The 23488-nt window shown below is 67.3% G+C and carries 23 protein-coding genes; 3 read left to right on the top strand and 20 right to left on the bottom strand.

All coding sequences use genetic code 11. From position 1 onward, the window contains the following. Window positions 1-155 precede the first annotated feature (155 nt). On the top strand, window positions 156-290 hold the full coding sequence (locus SB4_RS09745; protein WP_058715861.1) for an entericidin A/B family lipoprotein: 135 nt from the start codon (window positions 156-158) through the stop codon (window positions 288-290). A 154-nt stretch (window positions 291-444) separates the two neighbouring features. Here SB4_RS09745 and tatC read toward each other — a convergent pair whose 3' ends face one another. The 8 genes from tatC to argS form a co-directional block, all read right to left on the bottom strand. Beyond that, a complete protein-coding gene (gene tatC, locus SB4_RS09740; RefSeq protein WP_058752422.1) occupies window positions 445-1236 on the bottom strand; it encodes a twin-arginine translocase subunit TatC in 792 nt (263 codons plus the stop codon). Beyond that, a complete protein-coding gene (tatB, locus tag SB4_RS09735; RefSeq protein ID WP_058752421.1) occupies window positions 1233-1706 on the bottom strand; it encodes a Sec-independent protein translocase protein TatB in 474 nt (157 codons plus the stop codon). Before tatB ends, tatC begins: the two co-directional genes overlap by 4 nt. A 32-nt stretch (window positions 1707-1738) precedes the next feature. Further along, on the bottom strand, window positions 1739-1975 hold the full coding sequence (locus SB4_RS09730; RefSeq protein WP_058715864.1) for a Sec-independent protein translocase subunit TatA: 237 nt from the start codon (window positions 1973-1975) through the stop codon (window positions 1739-1741). Window positions 1976-2116: 141 nt separating this feature from the next. After that, window positions 2117-2725, bottom strand: a complete 609-nt coding sequence (scpB, locus tag SB4_RS09725) for an SMC-Scp complex subunit ScpB (protein ID WP_058752420.1) — start codon at window positions 2723-2725, stop codon at window positions 2117-2119. Continuing rightward, window positions 2722-3444 (bottom strand): segregation and condensation protein A, encoded by a 723-nt coding sequence (locus SB4_RS09720; protein ID WP_058715886.1) that lies wholly within the window; start codon window positions 3442-3444, stop codon window positions 2722-2724. Before SB4_RS09720 ends, scpB begins: the two co-directional genes overlap by 4 nt. Before the next feature lie 130 nt (window positions 3445-3574). Continuing rightward, the gene (locus SB4_RS09715; protein ID WP_058752419.1) at window positions 3575-4579 is read right to left on the bottom strand and encodes a glycoside hydrolase family 3 N-terminal domain-containing protein; all 1005 of its coding nucleotides are present in this window, start codon (window positions 4577-4579) and stop codon (window positions 3575-3577) included. 52 nt (window positions 4580-4631) lie between these two features. Beyond that, the gene (locus tag SB4_RS09710) at window positions 4632-5378 is read right to left on the bottom strand and encodes an SPOR domain-containing protein (protein WP_241488570.1); all 747 of its coding nucleotides are present in this window, start codon (window positions 5376-5378) and stop codon (window positions 4632-4634) included. Beyond that, window positions 5378-7102: an arginine--tRNA ligase gene (gene argS / locus SB4_RS09705; RefSeq protein ID WP_058752418.1), complete on the bottom strand. Its 1725-nt coding sequence runs from the start codon at window positions 7100-7102 to the stop codon at window positions 5378-5380. The genes SB4_RS09710 and argS overlap by 1 nt, the downstream gene beginning before the upstream one ends. 233 nt (window positions 7103-7335) lie before the next feature. Between argS and SB4_RS09700 the strand changes: the two genes are divergently transcribed. Further along, the gene (locus tag SB4_RS09700) at window positions 7336-7635 is read left to right on the top strand and encodes a hypothetical protein (RefSeq protein WP_058715868.1); all 300 of its coding nucleotides are present in this window, start codon (window positions 7336-7338) and stop codon (window positions 7633-7635) included. A 75-nt stretch (window positions 7636-7710) separates the two neighbouring features. On the opposite strand, the gene SB4_RS09695 is transcribed toward SB4_RS09700, so the two are convergent. After that, the gene (locus SB4_RS09695) at window positions 7711-8133 is read right to left on the bottom strand and encodes a DUF3597 domain-containing protein (RefSeq protein ID WP_058752426.1); all 423 of its coding nucleotides are present in this window, start codon (window positions 8131-8133) and stop codon (window positions 7711-7713) included. 152 nt (window positions 8134-8285) lie between these two features. Between SB4_RS09695 and SB4_RS09690 the strand changes: the two genes are divergently transcribed. Continuing rightward, the gene (locus SB4_RS09690; RefSeq protein WP_058752425.1) at window positions 8286-8861 is read left to right on the top strand and encodes a DUF4142 domain-containing protein; all 576 of its coding nucleotides are present in this window, start codon (window positions 8286-8288) and stop codon (window positions 8859-8861) included. A gap of 27 nt (window positions 8862-8888) precedes the next feature. Here the strand turns inward: SB4_RS09690 and SB4_RS09685 are convergent, their stop codons facing one another. From SB4_RS09685 to murD, 11 genes are all read right to left on the bottom strand, one after another. Next, entirely contained in the window at window positions 8889-10055 is a 1167-nt protein-coding gene (locus SB4_RS09685) for a deoxyguanosinetriphosphate triphosphohydrolase (RefSeq protein WP_058752417.1), read from the bottom strand. After that, window positions 10052-12121, bottom strand: coding sequence for an SPOR domain-containing protein (locus SB4_RS09680; protein ID WP_058752416.1), 2070 nt, complete (start codon window positions 12119-12121; stop codon window positions 10052-10054). Before SB4_RS09680 ends, SB4_RS09685 begins: the two co-directional genes overlap by 4 nt. Before the next feature lie 659 nt (window positions 12122-12780). Beyond that, complete coding sequence (gene ftsZ / locus SB4_RS09675; RefSeq protein ID WP_058752415.1) at window positions 12781-14313, bottom strand: cell division protein FtsZ; 1533 nt, start codon at window positions 14311-14313, stop codon at window positions 12781-12783. A gap of 120 nt (window positions 14314-14433) precedes the next feature. Then, entirely contained in the window at window positions 14434-15693 is a 1260-nt protein-coding gene (gene ftsA / locus SB4_RS09670; RefSeq protein WP_058715874.1) for a cell division protein FtsA, read from the bottom strand. Window positions 15694-15697: 4 nt separating this feature from the next. Next, window positions 15698-16642 (bottom strand): cell division protein FtsQ/DivIB, encoded by a 945-nt coding sequence (locus SB4_RS09665; protein WP_058752414.1) that lies wholly within the window; start codon window positions 16640-16642, stop codon window positions 15698-15700. Then, window positions 16639-17613 (bottom strand): D-alanine--D-alanine ligase, encoded by a 975-nt coding sequence (locus SB4_RS09660; RefSeq protein WP_058752413.1) that lies wholly within the window; start codon window positions 17611-17613, stop codon window positions 16639-16641. The genes SB4_RS09665 and SB4_RS09660 overlap by 4 nt, the downstream gene beginning before the upstream one ends. Then, window positions 17580-18467: a UDP-N-acetylmuramate dehydrogenase gene (gene murB / locus SB4_RS09655; RefSeq protein ID WP_193753783.1), complete on the bottom strand. Its 888-nt coding sequence runs from the start codon at window positions 18465-18467 to the stop codon at window positions 17580-17582. The genes SB4_RS09660 and murB overlap by 34 nt, the downstream gene beginning before the upstream one ends. Further along, the gene (gene murC, locus SB4_RS09650; RefSeq protein ID WP_058752412.1) at window positions 18464-19879 is read right to left on the bottom strand and encodes a UDP-N-acetylmuramate--L-alanine ligase; all 1416 of its coding nucleotides are present in this window, start codon (window positions 19877-19879) and stop codon (window positions 18464-18466) included. The genes murB and murC overlap by 4 nt, the downstream gene beginning before the upstream one ends. Then, window positions 19876-21027 carry an undecaprenyldiphospho-muramoylpentapeptide beta-N-acetylglucosaminyltransferase gene (gene murG / locus SB4_RS09645; RefSeq protein ID WP_058752411.1) on the bottom strand — a complete coding sequence of 384 codons (1152 nt, stop codon included), beginning with the start codon at window positions 21025-21027 and terminating at the stop codon, window positions 19876-19878. Before murG ends, murC begins: the two co-directional genes overlap by 4 nt. After that, window positions 21024-22256 (bottom strand): FtsW/RodA/SpoVE family cell cycle protein, encoded by a 1233-nt coding sequence (locus SB4_RS09640; RefSeq protein WP_058752410.1) that lies wholly within the window; start codon window positions 22254-22256, stop codon window positions 21024-21026. Before SB4_RS09640 ends, murG begins: the two co-directional genes overlap by 4 nt. Beyond that, the gene (murD, locus tag SB4_RS09635) at window positions 22253-23362 is read right to left on the bottom strand and encodes a UDP-N-acetylmuramoyl-L-alanine--D-glutamate ligase (RefSeq protein WP_058752423.1); all 1110 of its coding nucleotides are present in this window, start codon (window positions 23360-23362) and stop codon (window positions 22253-22255) included. The genes SB4_RS09640 and murD overlap by 4 nt, the downstream gene beginning before the upstream one ends. Window positions 23363-23488: the final 126 nt, after the last annotated feature.

Here is a 23488-nt window from a genome sequence, read left to right as displayed (position 1 = left end):
GCCATAGGCCTGGAAGCGTCCACCCTCCCCCCCCCCGGTGACGCTTCCAGGCCTTAATCTTTTTCGCCACTCGCGCACGCACGCCCGTGACACGGCCGGAACGAATGCAGCGCTGGCGCATTTGGCCGTCAAGGTTTTCATAGAGGAGACAGAGAATGCGTAAGCTGATGGGTCTGGCGATCGTCGCTGGTGCACTGCTGGTCAGCGCCTGCAACACCGTCGAAGGTATGGGCAAGGATGTCAGCTCGGCTGGCAACACCGTCGCCAAGACGGCGGACAAGTCGAAGTAAGCCCTTCACCCGGCTGACACGCAAAAGGGCTCTGGCGGTATCCGCCGGGGCCCTTTTCTATTCCCGGAACAGTTTTGGACGTGGACGTCGCCCCAATGAAAAAGGGAGCCCTGACGACCGCCGGAGCCCCCTTTCGCAAATCCAGAATTTCCTATCAGACCGCGGCTTCGGCGTCCTCGTCCTCTTCGATCGCCGCCTGCTTGGCGCGGGAGCGTTCGGTGAACCAGATACCGATGATCGCCAGCTCATAGAGGATGATCAGCGGCACCGCGAGCAGCACCTGCGACATCAGGTCCGGCGGGGTCAGCACCGCCGCGATGGCGGTCGCTGCGACGATGGCGTAGCGCCGCGAGGCGATCAGCTGCTTGCGGGTGACGATGCCCGCCCGCTCCAGCAGCATCAGCAGCACCGGCAGCAGGAAGGCCAGACCAAAGGCGAACAAGAACTGCATGACGAACGACAGGTAATTGCCGATCGCGGGCAGCGCCTCACGCTTCACGCCACCCACCATGCCGTCAAAGCCCAGCAGGAAGTGCAGCGCCATCGGAATGGCGATGTAATAGGCCATCGCCGCGCCCATCAGGAACAGCACCGGCGTCGCCAGCAGGAAGGGCAGCAGCGCCTTCTTTTCCTTGCGGTACAGCCCCGGCGCGACGAACTGCCACAGCTGGTTGGCGATCACCGGGAAGGAGATCATCATCGCGGCGAAGAACGACACCTTCACCTGGACGAAAAACGCCTCGAAGATCTGAGTATAGACCAGCGTCCCCTGCCCGGCCTTCAGCAGCGGCTTGGCTAGGAAGCCGAAGATCGACTCCGAGAAATACATCGACACGCCAAAGGCCAGCGCGATGGCGACGATGCAGTAGAGCAGTCGACGCCGCAGCTCGATCAGATGTTCGAGCAGGGGCGCGCGGCTGGCGTCGATCTCGTCATGTTCGCTCACGACGCCGCCCCTTCGGTCCCGCGATGGGGATGGTCGGACGCCGGGGCGGGCGCGATCACGGGCTTTTCGACCATGACCGGCTGGTCGCTATGATCCGCATGGCTGTCCGGCTGGTGGTCGGCCGGATGATGATCGGCATGCGGGGCATCGGCCGTCATGGCCGGATGGGCCGGGTCGGGCAGCGCAGGCGGAGCCGGATGCGCACCGTCGGTCGGCGTGACCGGCGGCGCATCGGCGGCATGTTCGCGCATGATGCGCTCATTTTCCGCCGCCCAGCGCTTTTCCATTTCCTCCAGCTCGGCCTCGCGGACCATATTGTCGAAGCCCTGGCGGAACTGGCGCGTCACGCCGCGCGCCTTGCCCACCCAATAGCCGACGACACGCATCGCCTTGGGCAGGTCCTTGGGACCGATCACGACGAGCGCGACGATGGCGACCAGCAAGAACTCGCTGGAATCGATGTTGAACATGGAGGTCCGGTACTGGGTCTAGACGGGCCGGATCAGCGATCGTCGCGCACGCGCTCGCCGTCACGGTCGAAGGCGGGCTCGGCCGACTTCTGCGCTTCGATGCGCGGTGACGGCTTGGCGGGCGTCTCGTCCTCTTCGGCCATGCCCTTCTTGAAGTTCTTCACGCCCTTGGCCACGTCACCCATCAGGCTGGAGAAGCGGCCGCCGCCGAGCAGAAGGATCGCGACGATCGCGAGGACGACAAGATGGATCGGGCTGAAGCTGCCCATGGCACGTCTCCTGGAATTTGTCTGTCTATCTAGGCCTTGGCATCGCCAGCGGCAATGGTGTCGGCGATGCGATCCGGCCCCCTTGAGGGTAAGGAGCCGTGACGGACCATTGTGACGCGGCCGTGACGCAAAGGAAAGCGCTCAATCGCCCTCGTCGCGATCGGCCACTCCCTGCCGCTCTTCCTCTTCCTCAATGCGCTCCAGCGCCAGATCGACCGGATCGAGCAGCCCCGCCGCGCGCAAATCCTCGATGCCCGGCAGGTCGCGCCTGCTGGTCAGCCCGAAATGCTGAAGGAATGCAGGCGTCGTCGCATAGATGAGCGGCCGCCCCGGCACCTCGCGCCGCCCGGCGGGGCGCACCCATCCCGCCTCCATCAGAACGTCCAACGTGCCCTTGGAAATGGCGACGCCGCGAATCGACTCGATCTCGGCGCGGCTGACGGGTTCGTGATAGGCGATGATCGCCAGCGTCTCTATGCCCGCACGCGACAGGCGTCGCGCTTCCTCACGATCGCGGCGGAGCAGATGGGCGAGATCGGGCGCGGTCTGGAAATGCCAGCGGTCGCCACGCCGGACCAGCGCGATGCCGCGCCCGCGATACTGAGCCTCCAGCGTCTCCAGCGCGGTGCGGATGTCGCTGGCGCCCTTGCCGACTCCGACATGGGCGCGGATCGAATCCACGCTCATCGGTTCGGGCGAGGCGAACAGCACGGCCTCCACCGCGCGGACGGTCGGGTCCATCTCGCTCATAGCGGCTGGCGGATCATCAGCGGAGCAAAAGGCGCGGCCTGACGCAGCTCGACCTTGCCCTGGCGCGCCAGTTCCAGCACCGCCAGGAAGCTCGACGCCAGCGCCGAACGCCGCAGCCGTTCGCTGCCGTCCGGCAGGAAGGTCTCGATCGCCGACCAGTCGATCCGGCTGCCGACCAGCATCGACACCCGCTCGAGCGCGGCCTCCAGCGTCATCACCTGACGATCGGCGACGACGTGCATCACCGGCCGCGTGCGGGCGTTGATCCGGCCATAGGCGGCAATTAGATCGTAAAGCTCGGCCTGCCACAAGGCCTTGCGCTGTACGGCCAGCCCCTCGGGCGCGCCGCGCGGGAAGACGTCGCGGCCCAGCCGGTCGCGCGCCATCAACCGCGCGCCCGCTTCGCGCATCGCCGCCAGCCGCTCCAGCCGGAGTTGCAGGCGCAGCGCCATATCCTCGGGGTCCGGCTCCTCATCGGGCTGGCGCGGCAGCAGCAGCGAGGATTTGAGATAAGCCAGCCACGCCGCCATCACGAGGTAATCGGCCGCCAGCTCCAGCTGCATCCGGTCCGCCCGGTCGATGAAACGCAGATATTGCTCGACCAGGGCCAGGATCGAAATCTGGCGCAGGTCGACCTTTTGCGACCGCGCCAGCGACAGCAACACGTCCAGCGGTCCTTCCCACCCGTCCAGATCGAGCGTCAGCTGTTCCCCCGTCATCGCGGCCAAGCTTAGCGGCGATATGGGGTTATGGCGAGACGGGGTAGTTCATCTTTCCGGCAGGGGTCGCGTCGGCGAGGTCGGCTGGAGCCCTGCCTGCCCCCACCACGTCCTGCGGTCGATGGAGCGCTTAGCCAGCCAGCGCCAGCAGCGCGTCGCGGCGGGCGATCAGCTCGGCGAAGTCCCCCTCGCCTGCCCCGACACTCGCCATCGCGCGGTTTAGGCGGTCGCGGGCCACGTCGCTGATCGGGGGCACGCGGCCCGCGATCTCGACCATCTCGTCCATCCGCGCCCAGCAGTCGAGGACGAGGTCGCATCCCGCCGCCAATGCCCCCGCCGCCTTCTCGCCCGCCGTGCCGCTCAGCGCCTTCATGTCGATGTCGTCGGTCATCAACAGGCCGTCGAAACCGATCGCGCCGCGAATGATTCGGTCGATCACCACCGGCGACAGGGTGGCGGGGCGCTCGGCATCCCACGCCTCGAATACGATATGGCTGGTCATGCCCATCGGCGCGTTCGCGAGAGTGCGGAAGGGTTCGAGATCGATCGCCAGCTCTGCCTCGCCGGCCGTGACGGTCGGCAGCAGATGGTGCGAATCGACCAGCGCGCGGCCATGGCCCGGCATGTGCTTGACCACGCCGACGACGCCCGCCGCCGCCAGCCCTTCCAGCATCGCCCGGCCGAGCGCGGCGACCTGCATAGGTTCGGTGCCGTAAGTGCGGCTGGCGATCGCCTCGGTCGTAGCCTCTTGCGCCACATCGAGCAGCGGCGCGCAATCGACGGTGATCCCGACTTCGCGCAGCATCAGGCCCAGCGCCTGGCCATTGGCACGCATCGCCTGGATCGCCGACATCGGCGCGGTCTCATAGAGTTTGGCAAAGGCGGGTCCGGCCGGGAAAGCGGGCCATTCGGGCGGCCCCATCCGGGCGACGCGCCCCCCTTCCTGGTCGATCAGAATCGCCAGATCGTCGTGCCCCGCCAATTCGCGCAAGCTGTCGGTCAGCGCGCGCACCTGCGCCCGGTCGACGATGTTGCGCTTGAACAGGATATAACCCGCCGGTTCGACCGAGGCGAAGAACGCCCGCTCATCGGGGGTCAGCACCGGGCCCGACAGGCCGAAAATGACGGGAATCATGGAAGAGATACTCCACCCCCTGCCCGCAACGGCGAGCAGGGGGCCTGATCGATCAGCTGGCGACGAAGCAGCTTTCGCCCGCCACGCGCAGACGGCCGCAGATATCGGCGGCCTGATTGGCCGAACCGGCGTTCACGCGCAGGCGGTAGAGCGTCTTGCCGTTCGAGGCGACGGGCTGGACGACCTTGGCCAACGCGCCGACATAGGAAAAGCGCTTCGAGAAGCGATCCCAGGCGGCATTGGCCGAGGACTCGCTGGGATAGGCGCCCAGCTGGACCATCGCGCCACTGGCGCTGGGCGCGGCGGCGGGGGCCCGCGCGGCGGTGACGGGCGCAGGCGCGACCAGCTTGCCGCCCGATTCGGGGACCTGCGCCACGGCATTGCGGCCACCACCGGCGTCGCTGGGCTTCTGGACGACGCGGGTGCCGTTCATCGGCGCTTCGGGCACGGCGCGCAGATCGATCGCGCCGGTGCCGCCGGGCTTGCCCGCGCTGGTCGCAATGGCGGTGTTGCCCTCGCCCTTGACCTTCAGCCCGCCCGGATCGGCCGGGCGCACCTTGTAATCGCCCTCGGGCGCAGCGATCACCGCGCCATCGCCGTCCGCCGCAGCCTGATGCGCCTGCCATTTGTAGAGACCGAAGCCGATAAAGGCGAGGATGGCCAGGCCGACGATGACGAGCGCCACGACCTTTCCGATCCCGACCCCCTCGGGCTCGTCGGCTTCGACGGTTTCCAGCCAGGGGAGCCGATCCTCCTCCTGCTGGTCGTACCCACGCCCCAGGTCCATATCGTTCGCCATCACTTCATCTCCGAAACCGCTTCGACACCCATGAGCGCCAAACCGTTACGAATGATTTGCCCGATCCCGTCGCTGAGGAAAAGACGGGCGCGCGTGACCTCGGCGTTCTCCGCGATCAGGAAGCGGCGATCAGGGCGATCGTTGCCGACATTCCAGGCCGCATGGAAGGCCGCCGCCAGGTCATAGAGATAAAAGGCGATTCGGTGCGGCTCACGCGCCGCCGCCGCCGTTTCGACGATACGCGGGAACTGCGCGGCCAGCTGCACCAGCGCCAGGTCCTCGGCGTCGAGCAGGGACAGGTCGGCCGTACCGCCCTCAATCCCCGCCTCGGCTGCACGGCGCTTGAGCGACGCGATGCGGGCATGGGCGTATTGGACGTAGAAGACCGGATTGTCCTTCGACGCCTCGACCACCTTGGCGAAGTCGAAGTCCATCTGCGCATCCGAGCGCCGGGTCAGCATGGTGAAGCGCACCACGTCCTTGCCGACTTCGCGAACGACATCGGCCAAGGTGACGAAATTGCCAGCGCGCTTCGACATCTTCACCGGCTCGCCACCACGCAGCAGGCGGACCATCTGGACCAGCTTCACGTCGAACTTGGTCTTGCCGCCGGTCAGCGCCTCGACCGCCGCGACGATGCGCTTGACGGTGCCCGCATGGTCGGCACCCCAGATATCGATCAGCTGGTCGGCGGTCTGGGCCTTCTGATAATGATAGGCCAGGTCGGCACCGAAATAGGTCCAGGCGCCGTTCGACTTCTTGATCGGGCGATCCTGGTCGTCGCCGAATTGGCTGGAGCGGAACAGCGGCAGCTCGACCGGCTCCCAATCCTCGGGCGTCTCGCCCTTGGGGGCCTCCAGCACACCGTCATAGACCAGCCCACGCGAACGCAGTTCGGCCTCGGCTGCTTCGGGCTTGCCCGCCGCCTGCAGCTCGGCTTCGGAAGAGAACAGGTCGTGATGGATGCCGAGCAGCGCCAGATCCTCGCGGATCATCGCCATCATCGCCGCCACCGCGCGGGTGCGGAACAGGACCAGCCACTCGTTTTCGGTCGCGTCGACATATTTGTCGCCATATTCGGCCGCGAGTTCCGCGCCGATCGGCTTCAGATACTCGCCCGGATACAAGCCCTCTGGGATCTCGATCGTCGCGCCCAGCGCCTCGCGGTAGCGCAGATGGGCTGAGCGGGCGAGCACGTCGACCTGCCCACCCGCATCGTTGACATAATATTCGCGGATAACCTTGTGGCCCGCAAATTCCAGCAGCGTGGCGAGCGCATCGCCCACCACCGCGCCGCGGCAATGGCCCATATGCATCGGCCCGGTCGGATTGGCCGAGACATATTCGATGTTGACGGTGACGCCCTGCCCCCGCGTCGAGCGGCCATAATCGGCCCCCGCCTGCGGAATGGCGGCCAGCTCGTCGCGCCACGCCGCATCGGTCAGCCGCATGTTCAGGAAGCCCGGCCCCGCGACCGACACGCTGTCCACCTCGTCCAGCTTGCCCAGTTCGGCCGCGATCGCTTCGGCCAGCGCGCGCGGATTGGTGCCTGCGGGCTTGGCCAGGACCATGGCGGCGTTGGTGGCGAGGTCGCCGTGGCTGGCATCGCGCGGCGGTTCGACCGTCACGTTGCGGCGATCCAGCCCGCCGGGCAGCGTGCCGGCGGCGACCAGCGTGTCCAGCGCCGCGTCGATATGCGCGGCGAAGCGGGTGTAGAGGGTCATCACATCGTCCGATCGGGGTAGCAAAGCGTTGCGCTCTAGCGAAATCGGGCGCTCGCTTCAAATCATGCCTGATCCGCGATGCGGGACGATTGCATGGAATGCAATCTATCCAAAGGCCTTTGCAGTTGCGAGCCATGCTGCAGCGCAATAAATCCGTATACGAAAGTTAGAGCGTCGAAAAAGACGCGAGAGGACCTGATCCGGCTCAACGCCATCACGCGGGAGTTTCGATCATGCGCAAGACCATTCTGACCCTAGCCGCCATTGCCGCCACCGCCATTCCGACCATCGGTGCCATCGCCGCCGAGGGCGAGCAGAGCTTCGTCCATGAAGGCAGCACCTATGTCTATACCCGGATCAACGACAACGGCCGCGCCGTGATCCAGGGCCACCGCTATCCGGGCGGCGAGCCGTTCCGCTTCGTGGTCAAGGGCCACCGCGTGACCGGCACGACCGGCAACACCGAAGTTTCGTTCACCACCGACCAGGCGCGTGGCGCGCTGGGTGCGGGCGTCGAGACCAGCGCCCGCTAACCGACACGTCGTTCGGTGGGACGGCCCGCATGTCCAAGGGGGGACATGCGGGCCGTTTTGCGTTAACGCGCCGCCTTACTGGCGCAGGCTGTCCGGCACGATGCCGCCATTTTCGGCGAGCTTGGCCATCACTGCCTTGTGAAGCGCGATATTCTGCTCGGCCGAGCCATCCTCGCCAGCATGCACGCCCAGCTCGTCGGCCAGTTGCTTGCGCGAGGCCAGGCTGGAATCCAGGTCCAGCAGCTTGAGCAGATCGACGATCGAGCTCTGATAATTGCCGCCGCCGTTCTTCATCGCAGCCATTTCGCTAAGCACCGCGCCGACATCGACCGCCTGCGGGGCGGGTGCGGCTTCGGCCACGGGGGAGGCCTGTTGCGGCGCAGGCTGCGGTGCGGCGGGCGCAGGCTGAGGGCTCGGGTCGGCCTGGATCGTCGACGGTGCCGGCTTAGCCGCACCGTGATGGAAGATCTTGCCCAGAATATTGCCGAAGATGCTCATGTGCGTCGCTCCCTTCTTGATCCGCCAGGCGGCGGGATGCCGGACCAACGATGCGATGGCCGTTCGGGTCCCATCGGCTGGCACTTGGCGGGAACGTCCTTCGACCCGACGCGCTTATGCAGGGTTGCGTTTTCTGTCAGGGGTTCAACGACATGACGATCCGAGCGACCATATTAGCGACCTCCGCCCTTCTCGCGCTGGCGGGCTGTAATCGAAGCGGCGAGACGAACCAGGCCGCCACCGCCGACAATATGATGGTGACCAACGACATGGCGACCGCGTCGCCGACGCCAGTTGCGACCAGTGCGGCACAGAGCTTCGCCAATGCGGTCGCGGCCAGCGACGCGTTCGAGATCGAGACCTCGAAGCTCGCCGCCACGAAGGGCGCATCCGCCTCGGTCAAGGCCTATGCGGCCAAGATGATCGAGGCGCACACCGCTTCGACCGCCAAGCTGAAGACGGCAGCCGGGTCGGCCAGCCCGGCCATTACGCCCGATCCCACGCTCAATGCCGAGCAGCAGCAGAAGCTGGACCAGCTCAAGGGCCTGACCGGCAAGGCCTTCGACGAAGCCTATATCGCCGAGCAGACCGCCGGGCATCAGCAGACGCTCGACACGCTGAAGGCTTATGCCGCGACCGGCGACTCCGCACCGCTCAAGACGTTTGCGACCGGTCTGATCCCGACCGTGACCGCCCATCTCAACATGGCGAAGGCCCTGAAAGCCTGATGCCGTGCCGATCCTGTCGGGAGGGCGTCAGAACCCTTCCGGCAGGTCGATATCGCCCAGCAGGTCGCGGTAGCAGCGGATCGCATAGCGGTCGGTCATGCCTGCAATGAAATCGGCGATGTGCCGACTGCGCGCAGGCTCGTCTTCCGGCAAACGCTCGCGCCATTCCTCGGGGAGCTGTGCCGGGTCCGCGCGATAGGCGGCGAACAGCCCCTGCACGATGCCGTGCGCCGCATCCGCCGCCGCCAGCTGACGCGGATGATGATAGAGATTGGCGTACATGAAGCGCTTCAGATCGCGCTCCTCGACCCGCATCGCATCCGAAAAGCCGACCAAAGCGCGGCCCGCTGCGCGGACATCGGCGACATCCCCTACTCCACTCTCGGCAATCCGGGTCCGGGTTTCGGCCACCAGATCGTTGACCATCACCCCGATTTGCGACCGAATGAGTTCGCTCGCCAGCCGCTTCGGCGCGACCTCGGGAAATTGCGCCTGCGCCGCGTCCCAGCCACGTGCGACCAGCGGCACTTCCAGCAGCTGATCCAGCGTCAATAACCCGGCGCGAAGGCCGTCATCGATGTCGTGATTGTCGTAGGCGATATCATCGGCCAGCGCCGCGACCTGCGCCTCCAGCGAGGCATGGCTGTCCAAGTCGAGCGGAAAACCCGCATCCGCCTCGCGCAGCGCCCAGCCGGGATGGCGGATCGGCCCATTATGCTTGGCCAATCCCTCCAGCGTTTCCCAGCTGAGGTTCAATCCGTCCCAGCGCGGATAGGGCCGCTCGATCTCGGTCAGGGTGCGCAGCGTATGGCCGTTGTGGTCGAAGCCGCCATGGTCCGACAGCGCGGCCTTCAGCGCATCCTCGCCCGCATGGCCGAAGGGCGGATGGCCGATATCATGCGCCAGGCACAACGCCTCGGTCAGATCCTCGTTCAGCCCCAGCGTCCGCGCGATGGTGCGGCCAATCTGCGCGACCTCCAGGCTGTGGGTCAGGCGGACGCGGAAATGGTCGCCATCGGGGGCCATGAAGACCTGGGTCTTGTGCCGCAGCCGTCGAAAGCTGATCGAATGGATGATCCGGTCGCGGTCGCGCTGGAATGCGTCGCGCGGCCCGCGCGCCAACGCCGTCGCCTCATCATGGCGACGCCCCCGGCTGTTTTCGGGATAGGACGCCCAGGGGGCGAAACGGCTCACTTGGCGTCGAGCCGCGTCACCGACTGCCCGGCATCGCTGGTCACCGGAAAGGCGGAGACGCCCTTCTTGGCCAGCTGGTTGACGAAGGCGCGGGCCTCCGCATCGGTCTTGAACGGGCCGGTCAGGACGCGGTGGGTCGCGCGCAGCGGGGTCTTGTACCCCTTGTGGCCCGCAAACAGCTCGGGCGCCTTCGCCTTGGTCGCGGCCCAGGCCTTGGGCAGGTCATCCTCGTTCGCGCCGCCCGCGACCTGGACCCAGATCCGCTCGGGGTTCGCCTTGGCGCGCTTCTTTTCCTCCAGCGCCTCCTTGGCGGCGAGCGCCTTCTCCGCAGCCTCGGCCTTCTTGGCGGCAGCGGCCTTCTTCTCGGCGGCCAGCTTGGCGGCTGCGGCCTTGCGTTCGGCAGCGGTCGGAGCCTTGGGCTCTGCCTTTTTCGGCTCGATCGTTTCGGCCGCCTTTTCGCGCGCCTCATGATCCCGCTCGGCCTTGGCACGCGCTTCGGCCAGCAAGCGCTGCGAGCCTGTCGTGACCGGGGTGGCCGCCGCGACCGCAACGGGACGCTCGGGGCCCTCCACGCCCAGTTCGGAGGCCGGGATCGACAGATTGGCGACGATACGGGCGAGGATCGAATCCTCACGCACCGCATGCGCCGCCGCCAGCGAGGTTCGACGTCCGCCAGAGCGCGTGGCGCGCGGTGCAGGGGTGATGGGCACGGGCTCAGCCGTCTGGCTCGGCACCGGCTGGACCATCGCCAGCGCGGTCGGCGGCGGCGTGGTGGTGACCGGTGCGGGGCTCGGCTCGGCCTGAGCCGTCTGGACGGGGGTGCTCGAAGGCGTCGACGGCAAAGGCTGAACCATCGCCGTCGTGGCGGCAGGCGATGGCTGGGACGCGGCAGGCAAAGGCTGCACCATGGGCACCGGCGCGGTCGAAGCCATGGCGACCGGCGCTGGCGTCGTGGCAGGCAGAGTGCTGCTGAAGCCGGGTTGCGGCGGCACCGTCCGCATCGGCGAGGTCGCCGCGACCACGCGCGGGGTCGTTGCAGGCACGGGGACTGCGCTCGCCATCTGGGCGGGGGTGCTCGCCACCGGGGCAGGCGTGACGGTCGTCGGCGGACGGACGCCGGACTGCGGCACGGCCGCGGCCAGAGCGACGCCCCGATTCTCGCGCATCGGCTGGCGACTGCCGCGACGACGATCCTCGCGCACGGGCTGGGCCGTCGGCACCGTCACCGGCGTCGCAGACGCGAGCGCGACCGGCGCCTCGGGCGTCAGCGGCGGCAGGTTCGGCGCCAGTCGCGCATCGGCCAGCCGCTCGGGCGTGGCGCGCGTCTCGCCGAAATGCACGGCAAAGGCGCGGTCGATCGCGGGCAGCGTCGGCAAACGCTGGAAAAAGGGTTGCAGCCCCTGCGCCAGTTGCGGCGGCATCATGGTCGAGGCGATGCGCGTCGCCTCGGGCAGGTCGCCGCCCATCGCCAGGATGAAGGCGCGGGCGCGCCACGCGGCGCGGTCGGTCTTGCGGAGCAACGGGTCGAGCTGTTCCAGCGCCTGGTCCTTGCGACCCGAAATGCCGAGCGACAGGGCATAACGGCGCACGATCTCGTCATTGGCGCCGTTGGCCAGCGCCAGCCGATAGTCCCGCTGCGCCCGCGCCTGATCGCCGATCAGGTCATAGGCCAGGCCGCGATCCCCTGCGAACTTCGCGGCGGGCAGCCCCGCTGCCTCGGCCTGCGAGAAATAGCGAAGCGCCTCGCCCGGCCGTTCGGAACGGACCAGGATCGACCCCATGCCCGCCTTTACGCGCGGATCGCGCGGATCGACCTTTTCCGCCCGCGCAAGCAGTGATGCCGCGCCCGACAGATCGTCGAGATGGATGGACAGATCGGCCGCCTCGACCAGCGCGTCGACATTGCGCGGATTCTGCGCGACGCGGCGCATCACGTCGCCCAGTTTGTCGGCGTCGGTCGTGCCGGGAAGCGGCTGAACCACCTCTTGCGCGAACAGGGGCATGGGTGCGGCCGCAAGGGCCAGGGCGAGCGCCAGCGAAGCGCGGGGAAAGAATGCGAACGTCATGGGACCGTGGCTCATAAAGCGTGTTTCGGCGCGCACGGCAATGGCCCTCACACATCCCACGCGCCCGAGCGCTCTGGACGGTCGACCAACAGGCGGGCGGGATCGATTGGGGCATGCGTTTTGTTCGCGCAGAGGCGCGGAGGGCGCAGAGATATCGGGCGCGTGGCAACGCTTTGCTTTAAAGGAATGCCCCCTGCTCCTCAGAACGATCGGCACTCCCGCTTTTCCTCCCCTCGCAGGGGAGGTGGCAGGCCGAAGGCCTCACGGAGGGGTGTCCCCGGCCCGAGTGGTCGTACCGCCCCGCGACCGGTGACAGACCTCCCTTGATTGGAGAGTTGGAAAATGGCTCGTCAACCTGACTGTCGATCCGACCCAAGCCAGATTCACGCGACGCCGCGATGGCGCGAAGAGAAGATTGGTTCGCGCGGAAGCGCGGAGATGACCAGCTCACCGCACGAGCGGCCCTCTATTCTCAACCTACAGATGAGTCGAAAGCGCTGCCGCGCATCCTGAATCGCCGCGCCTCCGTGCGAACAAATATCTTCGCGTCATCGCGGCTTCGCGTGAACTCACCCGACAGCATCCGCAAAAGAAAAAGGCCCGCACGATCCGGTCGTGCGGGCCCCTCCCATTTTCACCCAGACGACCGGGCGAAGCGATTACTGGTTGTTCTGGCGATGCAGGAAGCGCGGGATGTCGAGCGACGAGTCCGAACCACCCTGCGCGGCGTCGTCGCGCGACGCACCACGTGCGGCATTCGACATACGCTCGAACAGCGTACCGCCCAGCTTCACGCGCGGCGCAGGCTGTGCGGGGGCTTCACCGGCTTCGCTGCCGGGGGCCAGCCAGCGACGACGCGCTTCCTCGCTACCGGGAGCCGGTTCGACCGCAGCGGCCTGTGCGGGCTGGGCCGGGGCGGCGGGGACGATCGTATCCGCTCCCAGCACCAGCTCGTCATCGGCGACCGGAGCCGCCGGCGCGGGGGCCGGGGCAGGTTTGGCGATGGGCGTGGTGATCGTCGCGCTGACGGTCGAGGTCGCCGGAGCCGCGACGGGTGCGGCCGGAGCAGGCTGTTCGACCGGCGCGGCGGGCGTCACGCTCGCCTGCGGAGCAGGGGCCGGTTCGCTGGGGCGATAGCTAGGCGTATCGTCGCTCTTGCGCGCCATGCCGCCCATGCTGAAGCCGCTGCTGCGGTTCGCCTCCGACGGGGACGGTGCGACCTTCAGGTCGGCATCGATACCAGTCGCAACGACCGACACGCGGATGCGGCCTTCCAGCTCGGGATTGAAGGCCGAGCCCCAGATGATGTTGGCGTCCGGGTCGACCAGTTCGCGGATGTGGTTCGCCGCCTCGTCGACCTCGAGCAGGCGCATGTCGTCGCCGCCAGTGATCGAGATGATGACGCCCTTGGCGCCCTGCATCGACACGCCGTCGAGCAGCGGGTTGGCGATTGCCTTCTGCGCCGCTTCGATCGCGCGATTGTCGCCGGTGGCTTCACCGGTGCCCATCATCGCCTTGCCCATCTCCTGCATCACCGAGCGGACGTCGGCGAAGTCGAGGTTGATAAGGCCCGGCATGACCATCAGGTCGGTGATGCCGCGCACGCCCTGCTGCAGCACCTCGTCCGCCATGGCGAACGCTTCCTTGAAGGTCGTGTTGGCGTTGGCGATCAGGAACAGGTTCTGGTTGGGGATGACGATGAGCGTGTCGACGTACTTCTGAAGCTCTTCGATGCCGCCATCGGCCGACTTGGCGCGACGATTGCCCTCAAAGGCGAAGGGCTTGGTCACGACGCCGACGGTCAGGATGCCCATGTCGCGCGCCGCCTTGGCGATGACCGGGGCTGCACCGGTGCCGGTGCCGCCGCCCATGCCCGCCGCGATGAAGCACATATGGCTGCCCTCGAGCAGACGCGACAGATCGTCGATCGTCTCTTCGGCGGCGGCGCGACCGATCTCGGGACGGCTGCCCGCGCCCAGCCCCTGTGTGATCTTCGCGCCCAGCTGGATACGCTGCGGCGCGATCGACTGCTTCAACGCCTGCGCGTCGGTATTGGCGACGAGGAAATCCACGCCCTGTACCTCGGCGCGCATCATGTTCGCGATCGCATTGCCGCCGGCACCGCCGACACCGATTACCGCAATACGCGGCGTCAGCTCGTCGACCTCGGGTGCGATGAATTCGATGCTCATCCCAATTCTACTCCGCCGTTCCCGGTCGGTACGCAAAGACCGGGCCCCTGAATTAACCGTTAGTGCACCAGACCTGTGCCACGTGCCAACCGAAAAGCGTCAGATACGTATCGCTTTTCCCTAATAATTTGCTTTTGCGGCCTGAATCAGCCGCCGGAACAGTCCCATGCCGCTGGGCCGGTGCACCGCCTGGTTCGTCGGTGCGATCGTCCGCAGGTCGATGGGATCGGTCGCGGCATAGAAAGCCAGACCCGCCAGCGTCGCGAAAGCCGGGCCGCCATGCGCATCGGGCAGGCCGGTCAGCCCGCGCGGTCGCCCGATCCGCACCGACCGGCCGAGCGCCTGCTGCGCATAATCGGCAATACCTTTCAGCTCCGCCCCGCCGCCGGTCAGCACGACCTGACGCCCAACCGGCCCCTCGAACTTCAGATGCTGGAGCGCCTTGCGGATCTCGCCCATCTGATGCTCCAGCCGCTGGCGGATCACGCCGATCAGTTGTGCCTTGGTGATCTGCATCGTGTCGCCGCCATCCTCGGCCGAGATCGGCGTGACCTGAATCATGTCGTGATTGTCGCGCGGGGACGCATTGGCCGAGCCGTGGAAGCACTTCATCCGCTCCGCCATCTGGCGTCGCGTGCCAAAGGCCGAGGCGACATCGTCGGTGATGTCCGCTGCCCCCATCGGCAGCGAGCAGAGCCCGACCAGCATCCCGCCCGCGAACAACGAAACGTTGGTGATCCCCGCCCCCATCTCGACCAGCGCGACGCCCAGCTCGCGTTCTTCGTCAGACAGGCAGGCGAGCCCCGTCGCCACGGGTGCCGCGATGATCGACTTCACCTCCAGATGCGCCGAGCGGACGCACAGGTCGAGGTTGCGCACCGGCGAGCCATCGGCGGCGACGACATGGATATGCACGCCCAGCCGATCGGCATGCAGCCCCAGCGGCTTCTTCACGCCGGTCAGCCCGTCGAGCGTGTAGAGCGCGGGTTGCGCATGCAGCACCATCCGCCCCTGCGGATCGATCGAGTTGCGCCCGGCGGCCAGCAGCGCATCGATATCGCCCTGCTCGACGCGGTGGCCGCCCAGCTCGAACTCGACCTCGGCCACGTCGGACACCAGGCCACCGGCCGAAAAACCGACCCAGACATTCTCGATGTTCAGCCCGGCGATCCGCTCGGCCTGTTCGACGGCCTCGCGCACCGCCGCCTCGGTCGCGCCCATATCGGCGATATAGCCGCGCTTGACGCCCCGGCTTTCGCGCTGGCCGGTGCCCAGCACGATCAGTTCGCCCCCATCGCCTTTTCGGGCGATCAGCGCGGACACCTTGGACGATCCGATGTCCAGGGCGGTGATCAGCCCTTCGGGCGCAATTTTCGCCATGGTCCTACCCCTGTGATTCGCCAGTGCCGGACGCCTCTGTGGCGTTGCCCTCCGGCCCGGTGCCTCCTCCGGCCTGCGCCGGTTCGGCCAGCGCGTGATTCTGATTCAAACCGGGCTTCCGCGCAACCAGCTTCGTGGGGTCACGCATGTCGAAGCGCAGCCAGCCCCGCCCGAGCAGCGGCCGCGAGCCGTCCATGGCGGCAAACTTCATCAGCGCGGCCCCCGCCCCGTCCTCGGGCAGCGCCAGCGTCTCGCCGCTGTCGAAGGTCAGGTCCCAGCGGCGATTGCCGATCCAGGTCGCGGCCTTCACGCGCGGCTTCAGCGCGGGCGCGGCGGAGAGCAGCGCCTGGTAAGCAGGCTCCTGCAAATTCGCGCCCGGCCCGATGATCAGCGGCAGGTCGGGCATCGCCTCGGGCCGTACCGGCTCCAGCAGCACGCCGCTCGCGTCGATCAGGGTCAGCTGGCCATTGTCCTGCCACACCGCCGCCGGGCTGCGTTCCTCGATATCGACGAGCAGCGTGTCGGGCAGGCGGCGCGAAACATGCGCGTCCTTGATCCAACCATAGCGGAGCAGCTTGCCGCGGACATCCTCCAGATTGACGAGCGGCATCGCCCGGCTCTGCTGGTCCAGCGCGACGGCATAGACGGTCATCCGGTCCATGCGCTTCAGGCCCGTCACCTCGATCTGCTGGACGCGAAATCCGGCATGGCCCGCCTGCTCGGCGATCGCGGTGCCGATCATGCCGGGCACGCCGACATAGGTCGCGACCGCCAGCATCGCCGCGCCCGCGCCGCCCAGGATCGTCCAGGTGACAGCCTTCTTGATCGTCTCTTCGCTGACCGGCACCTTGGCCAGCAGGCGCTGCGCCAGCGTCACGCGCTTCACCGGCTGGCGGCGCCGCGGGGCCGGACGGCGCGGCGGGGGGCCGCGCTTGATCGTGCGGCTCATCCCGCCTGATCCTTGTACCACTGAAGCGCCTCGTCGACGATCGCCTGCACGACCGCGTCGTAATCCATGCCGACATGGCGGCCCTGCTCAGGCACCAGGCTGAGTGGGGTCATGCCCGGCTGGGTGTTGACCTCTAGCAGGAACAGGCCGTCGACGCCGCGCTCGTCATCCCAGCGGAAGTCGGAGCGCGAGGCTCCACGGCAACCCAGGATGCGATGTGCCTCCAGCGCCAGCGACTTGCACGCCTCGGCGATCTCGTCGGGAATCTGCGCCGGGCAGACATGCTCGGTCAGGCCATCGGTATATTTCGCATCGAAGTCGTACCAGCCATTCTTGGGCTTCAACTCGGTCACGCCCAGCGCGCGTCCGCCCAGCACGGCGGTGGTCAGTTCACGCCCCCGGATATAGGGCTCGGCCAGCAACTCCTCGAACTCGGCCCAGGGGCCAGCGGCGTTGCGGGCGATCGGGTTGCCGTGATTGCTGGTGTCGGTGACGATCGCGACGCCGACCGACGAGCCCTCATTGACCGGCTTCAGCACATAGGGGCGCGGCAGCGGGTCGGCGGCGAACAGCTCTTCCGACTTCACGATGCGGCCGCCGGGCATGGGGATGCCGTACGGGACCAGCGCCTGCTTGGTCAGCACCTTGTCGATCGCGATGACCGAGGTGGCGAGGCCCGAATGGGTGTAAGGAATGCCCATAAGATCGAGCATTCCCTGCACCGTGCCGTCCTCGCCGGGCGAACCGTGCAGCGCGTTGAAGACGATATCGGGCTTGGTTTCGACCAGCCTGGCCGCCAGATCGCGGTCCATGTCGATCCGGGTGACGCGATGGCCGTTCCGCTCCAGCGCATCGGCGACGCCTGCACCGGACATCAGCGACACCGGCCGCTCCGCCGACCAGCCGCCCATCAGAACCGCGATATGCAGATTGTCGGTCACTTCGCGATTCCCACTCTTTGTATTTCCCATTCGAGGCAAACGCCTGACTTCGCCTCTACCTTCGTCCGGACTTCCTCACCCAGCGCCTCGATCTCCGCCGCCGTGGCGTTGCCGAGGTTGAGCAGGAAATTGCAATGCTTTTCCGACACCTGCGCGTCGCCCAGCGTCAGTCCGCGACAGCCCGCCGCATCGACCAACGCCCAAGCCTTGCGTCCGTCGGGGTTCTTGAAGGTCGAACCGCCGGTCTTGGAGCGCAGCGGCTGCGACGCTTCACGCGCGGCGGCGATACGGTCCATCTCGGCCTGAATGTCGGCGGGGTCGGCGGCGTGGCCGCGGAAGGTCGCCTCGACCACCACCGTGCCGTCGGTGAGGTTGGAGTGGCGATAGGTATATTCCAGATCGGCGACACCCAATGTCTCGACCGTGCCGTCGCGACGGACGACCGTGGCGGAAACCAGCACATCGGCTACCTCGCGGCCATAGGCCCCGCCGTTCATCCGCACGAAGCCGCCCACCGTGCCGGGAATCGAGCGCAGGAACTCCAGCCCGCCAATCCCTGCGTCACGCGCATTGGACGAGACGAGAATGCCCGAGGTGCCGCCACCACAGGTAATGAGGTGCCCCTCCCCGGCCCGCGCATAGCTGAACGGCTTGCCGAGACGGATCACGACGCCCGGAACCCCGCCATCGCGCACGATCAGGTTGGAGCCGAGGCCCAGCGCCATGACCGGCGTGTCGGCCTTAAGCGCCTTCAGGAACGCCGACAGATCGTCTACGTCCTTCGGCTCCAGCAGATATTCGGCCGGTCCGCCCGCCTTGAACCACACCAGCGGCGCCAGTGGCGCTTGGCGAGTCAATCGGCCGGCGGTGTCGGGCAGGTTCATCGGCGCGCCTCGATCGCACTCGCCAGACCCGCCGCCCACTTCGTGATGTCGCCCGCACCCAGGCAGACGATCATATCGTCGGCGCGGATCGAACCCGCCAGCTCCTCGGCCAGCGTATCGGCGTCGGCCACGGTCGCGGTCGAGCGATGCCCGCGCCGCTTCAGCCCCTCGACCAGCGCGGACGCGTCCACGCCCTCGATCGGCTGCTCGCCCGCCGCGAAGACCGGCGTCACCAACACGCGGTCGGCATCGTTGAAGGCGGTCTGGAACTCCTCCATCAGATTGCCGAGCCGGGTGAAGCGATGCGGCTGCACCACCGCGATGACGCGCCCCCGCGCGCCTTCACGGGCGGCGGCGAGCACCGCGCGGATTTCGACCGGGTGATGGCCGTAATCGTCGATCACGGTCGCCGTGCCGCCGTCCACCGCGATCTCGCCGACCTTGGTGAAGCGCCGCTTGACCCCGCCGAACTGGCTGAAGCCCTGCTGGATGGTCGCATCCTCAATGCCCAGTTCCAGCGCGACGCCGATCGCTGCCAGCGCGTTCTGGACATTGTGGCGGCCGGGCATGGGCAGTTCGATCCCCTCGATCGAACGGCTGGAGCCGTCGCGATTGCGGATGATCGCCTCGAACCGGTTGCCGCCGGGGATCGGCGTGACGTTGACGCCGCGCACGTCCGCCTGTGCCGAAAAGCCATAGGTCACGACGCGCCGGTCGCGGACGCGCGGCAGGATGTTCTGCACCTCCGGGTGGTCGAGACAGAGCAACGCCGCGCCGTAGAAGGGCACATTCTCGACGAACTCTACGAACGCGTCCTTCACCCGGTCGAACGAGCCGTAATGGTCGAGATGCTCGGGATCGATATTGGTCACGACCGCGATCGTGCCGTCAAGGCGCAGGAAGCTGCCGTCGCTTTCGTCCGCCTCGACCACCATCCAATCCGAAGCGCCCAGCCGCGCGTTGGAGCCATAGCTGTTGATGATGCCGCCATTAATAACGGTCGGGTCCACCCCGCCCGCATCCAGCAGTGCCGCGACCATCGAGGTCGTCGTCGTCTTGCCATGCGTGCCCGCCACCGCGACGGTGGACTTCAGCCGCATCAGCTCGGCCAGCATTTCGGCACGGCGCACCACGGGGATGCGGCGTTCGAGCGCGGCTTCGACTTCGGGGTTAGACCGAGTGATCGCGGTCGAGGTGACGACCACCGCCGCATCGCCCAGATTGTCCGCGGCATGGCCGATCGCAACCGGGATACCCTTGTCGCGCAGGCCCTGCACCACATAGCCCTCGGCCACGTCGGAGCCCTGCACCCGGTAGCCGAGATTCTTCATCACCTCGGCAATGCCCGACATACCGATACCGCCGATACCGACGAAGTGGATCGTGCCGATATCCGTGGCGACGCCCTTCATGCGCCTGCTCCCGCCAAATTGGTTTTCCTCTGTGCCTTGCCGACCGGCAATACCATGCGCGGCGAATCGAGGCTTTCGACCAGATCGGCCAGATCGCTGGCCGCTTCGGGCCGTCCGCAGTTCCGCGCACGCCCCGCCGCATTCTCCAGCGCCGCCGGATCGAGACCCAGCTTCTGCATCTGCTTGGCGAGTTCCACGGGCGTGAAGTCCCCCTGCGCGATGGTCCGCGCGCCGCCTGCCTTCGTCATCTCGCGCGCGTTCACCGTCTGGTGATCGTCGGTCGCCGAGGGCAGCGGCACCAGGATCGCCGGGCGACCCGCAACCGTCAGCTCGGCGAGCGTCGATGCCCCTGCCCGCGCGATGACCAGATGCGCCCAGGCGAGTTGCTCGGGCAAGTCGGGCAGATAGGTGGCAAGCTCGGCCGGAATCTCATGCTCGGCGTACTTCGCGCGCACCGCGTCGATATCCTCGATCCGCGCCTGATGCGTCACCTGCAACCGCCGCCGGAAGGTGACGGGCAGCATGGCGAGGCCATCGGGCACGACTTGGCTCAGGATGCTCGCTCCCTGGCTGCCCCCGGTGACGAGGACGCGGAAGATGCCGTCCTCCTCCAGCAGCGGATAGGGCCGCGCACGCAGCGCCAGCACCTGATCCCGGACCGGATTGCCGATCAGCCGGGTCTTGGCCGCATATTTGGCGCTCAGCCGCTGCGTATCCTCATAGGACAAAGCAATCGCATCGACCTTGCCCGCGACCAGCCGGTTCACCCGGCCGAGCACCGCATTCTGCTCATGGATGGCGGTCGGAATCCCCTCCGCGAACGCCGCCAGCAAGGCGGGCATCGCCGGATAGCCGCCGAAACCGATCACCGCCGCCGGGCGGAACGTCTTGTAGAGTTCGCGCGCCATCGCCCGGCCGCGCCACATCTCGCGCAGCGCCTTGGCCCAGCCGACCGGCCCGCCCGAAAAGCGCCCGGCGGGCAGCACGTGCGTCTGGATATCCTCGAACAGTCCCGGGAAGCGCACGCCGCGCGCGTCGGATACCAGAGCGACGCGGTGGCCGCGCCGGGTGAGTTCGGCCGCCAGCGCGGCGGCGGGAACCATATGGCCGCCGGTTCCCCCGGCGGCGAGGACGAAGTGACGGCTCATTGCCCGCTCCACCTGACTACATAGGGGCTGCGCGTCAGAAACGGATTGCGCCGGGTGAATGCCAGCAACAACCCCATCCCGATCGACAGCGCGATCATCGACGAGCCGCCATAGCTGATGAACGGCAGGGTCATCCCCTTGGACGGGGCCAGCCCCGTGTTCACCGCCATCGAGATCAGCGCCTGCGCGCCGAACTGCACCGCCAGCCCGGAGGCGGCGTAGAGCTTGAACTCGTCCTGTTCGTCAAGCAGCTTCACGAACACGCGCACCACGATCGCCAGGAAGACCAGCGCGATGATCGAGCAGGCGATCAGCCCGAACTCCTCGCCGATCACCGAGAAGATATAGTCGGTATGCGCCTCGGGCAGGCCAAACTTGGCGGTGCCGCCACCCGGTCCCGTGCCGGTCCAGCCCCCTGCGGTCAGGGTGTTGTGGGCGGCGTTGACCTGAAAATGGTCGGCCGCACCCTCGCCATCGACATCGGGGAAAAGGAACGCGTTGATGCGGCTGCGCGCCACGCCATAAAACATATAGGCTGCGGTCAAGCCCACCGGCACCATCGCCGCCAGCCCCAGCAAGATCCGCATCGGGGTGCCGGAGATCATCAGCAACGCCGCCCAGATCACGCAGAACACGATCGTCTGGCCGAAGTCCGGCTGCATCATCAGCAAGCCCGCCACAAGCCCGGTCAGCCCCATGGTGATTAGCGTAGCGGGCAGATCGCGCTCCCTGGCCTTCAGCGACAGCAGCCAGGCCGTCGTCACGACGAACATCGGCTTCAGGAACTCGGACGGCTGGAACTGCGCAAAGCCAAAGCCGATCCAGCGCCGCGCGCCGTTGATCTCCACCCCGATAAAGGGCGTGACGGCCAGGATCGCGATCAGGATACCCGTGCCCAGCACCGCCATGCGCCGTGCGGTGACGACAGGCAGCATCGAGACGGCGAACAACACGGGCAGCGAAACGCCGACCCACATCACCTGTCGCCAGAAATAATAGAGCGGCGCGAATTTCCGATGCTCACCGGAGTAGCGCATCGCGGTCGCCGGACTGGCGGCGGCGACCGCGATCAGCCCGATCGCGATCAGAAACAGGGTGAGCAGCAGCAGCACCCGGTCGATATCCCAGAACCAGGTGCCGAGCGGCGAACGATCGCCACGGCCTCCACGGCCCTTGATCGATCCGATCAAGCCCGGGCGCGGGGTGGCCTTGGGCGTGCGCTCTTTCACGCCAGAGCCTCCACCGCCGCGCGGAAGGCGTCGCCCCGCGCCTCGTAATCGCGGAACTGGTCGAAACTGGCACAGGCCGGGGACAGCAGCACCGTGTCGCCGGGCTGTGCGGCGGCGGCGGCATGGGCAACGGCTGCTTCCAGCGTGCCCGACTGCTCGACCACGGGGACCTTATCCTTCAACAGGTCGAAGAACAGCGGGGCGGCCTCGCCGATCGTATAGGCCGCGACGACATGATCCAAATGCGCAGCGCAGGCGTCGAGGTCGTCGCCCTTGCGCTTTCCCCCGACGATCCAATGGACGCGGGGGAAAGCCGCCAGTGCGGGGGCGGTCGACTCCGGGTTGGTCGCCTTGGAGTCGTTGACGAACGCCACGCCGTTCCGGGTCGCGACATGCTGCATCCGGTGCGGCAAGCTGGCATAGGTCCGCAGCCCCGCTTCGATCACATCCTCGGCTATGCCCAGCGCCCGCGCCACGGCGATGGCGGCCTGGGCGTTCTGGGCATTGTGCGGGCCTTGCAGTGCGAGCCAGCGGGTCTGGTCGATCATGCCGGACGCAATGGTCACGAGATCATCGGTCCGCCCGGCGAGCCCTTGCGCGATATTGGCCGAGGCTTCGTCGCCGGTGCCGACGATTGCGACATGCCCCGCCGACTGCATCGCGAACAGCCGCGCCTTGGAAGCTGCGTATCCCTCGAACCCGTCATAGCGATCGAGATGATCGGGCGTGATGTTGAGCAGGACCGCGACGTCGCAATCCAGGCTCTGCGTCAGGTCGATCTGATAGCTGGACAGTTCCAGCACATAGACCCCGCCTTCGGGCAACGGCTCCTGCCCCAGGATCGGCAGGCCGATATTGCCACCCATCAGGGTCGGCACGCCCGCCGTCTTCAGGATGTGGTGGACCAGTGCGGTCGTGGTCGACTTACCGTTGGTGCCGGTGATGCCGACGACCTTATGCGGCGGCAGGTCGTGTCGCGCTTGTGCGAAGAGTTCGATGTCGCCGATCACCGGTACCTCCGCCGCCCGCGCCGCAGCAGCCAGCGGATGGGTGTTGAGCGGTACGCCCGGCGATACGACCAGCGCGTCGAAATGCGACAGATCGATCGTCTCAAGATCAGTGAGCTTAAGCCCCTCCCTTTCAGGGGAGGGGTTGGGGTGGGGCGCGTCCCCAAGCGTGGCGTTCTGCGGCACGACCCCACCCCCAGCCCCTCCCCCTGAAGGGGAGGGGAG

The organism is Sphingomonas sanguinis, from assembly GCF_001476905.1.
GTDB classification, from domain to species: domain Bacteria; phylum Pseudomonadota; class Alphaproteobacteria; order Sphingomonadales; family Sphingomonadaceae; genus Sphingomonas; species Sphingomonas sanguinis_B.
The sequence above is the reverse complement of the archived record's forward strand: the minus strand, read 5'-3'. Positions and strand labels throughout refer to the sequence as shown.